The organism is Zafaria cholistanensis (assembly GCF_008580665.1).
Taxonomy (GTDB): Bacteria; Actinomycetota; Actinomycetes; order Actinomycetales; family Micrococcaceae; genus Zafaria; species Zafaria cholistanensis.
The window spans coordinates 1-850 of the sequence record NZ_BKDJ01000046.1 but is presented as its reverse complement, the minus strand read 5'-3'; the positions used below and the strand labels follow the sequence as shown (position 1 = coordinate 850).

Below are 850 nucleotides of genomic sequence, written 5' to 3'. Positions count from 1 at the left end.
TTGGCCAGGCCTTCTTCTTCCAGCAGGGCGACGACTTCGTTGTAGTCGATGCCCTGGGCGGCGAGGGCATCGAGGACGGCCTGGGAGGCTTGGTAGGTTCCGGCGATGGTGTTGCCGGTGACCTGTCCGTGGTCCGCGGTGGCCTCGAGCGTCTTTTCCGGCATGGTGTTGACCACGTGCGGGGCGACCAGGCCGGTGACGTAGAGGGTGTCCGGGTAGGCGGGGTCCTTCACCCCGGTGGAGGCCCAGAGCGGGCGCTGCGGGCGGGCTCCGGCTGCGGCCAGCAGCTTCCAGCGCTCGGAGGAGAACAGTTCCTCGTACACCTGGTAGGCCAGGCGGGCGTTGGCGAGCCCGGCCTGGCCCTTGAGGGCTGCCGCTTCGGCGGTGGCGGCCGCGTCCAGGCGCCGGTCGATTTCGGTGTCGACGCGGGAGACGAAGAAGGAGGCGACCGAGTGGATCCTGGACAGGTCGTGGCCGTTTTCGCGGGCCTGTTCCAGGCCGAGCAGGAAGGCGTTGATGACCGCGCGGTAGCGTTCCAGGGAGAAGATCAGGGTCACGTTGACGCTGATGCCGGCGGCCAGGGTCGCCGTGATGGCCTCCAGGCCCTCGACGGTGGCCGGGATCTTGATCAGGACGTTGTCCCGGTCCACGCGGGCGTGGAGCCTGACGGCCTCGGCCACCGTGCCTTCGGTGTCCCGGGCCAGGCGGGGGTCCACCTCGAGGGAGACGCGCCCGTCGACGCCGCCGGTGGCGGCCGCGACCGGGGCGAACAGGTCGCAGGCGGCCGCGACGTCCTCGGTGGTGATCTCGAAAACGGCGTGCTCGACGTCGGCGCCGGCCGCGGCCAGCT

1 protein-coding gene is annotated in these 850 nt (G+C 70.8%); it reads right to left on the bottom strand.

Annotated elements, in window-relative coordinates:
- Positions 1 to 850 (bottom strand): transaldolase (gene tal / locus NCCP_RS14845; protein WP_149958058.1); only part of this gene is annotated, 850 nt, incomplete at both ends.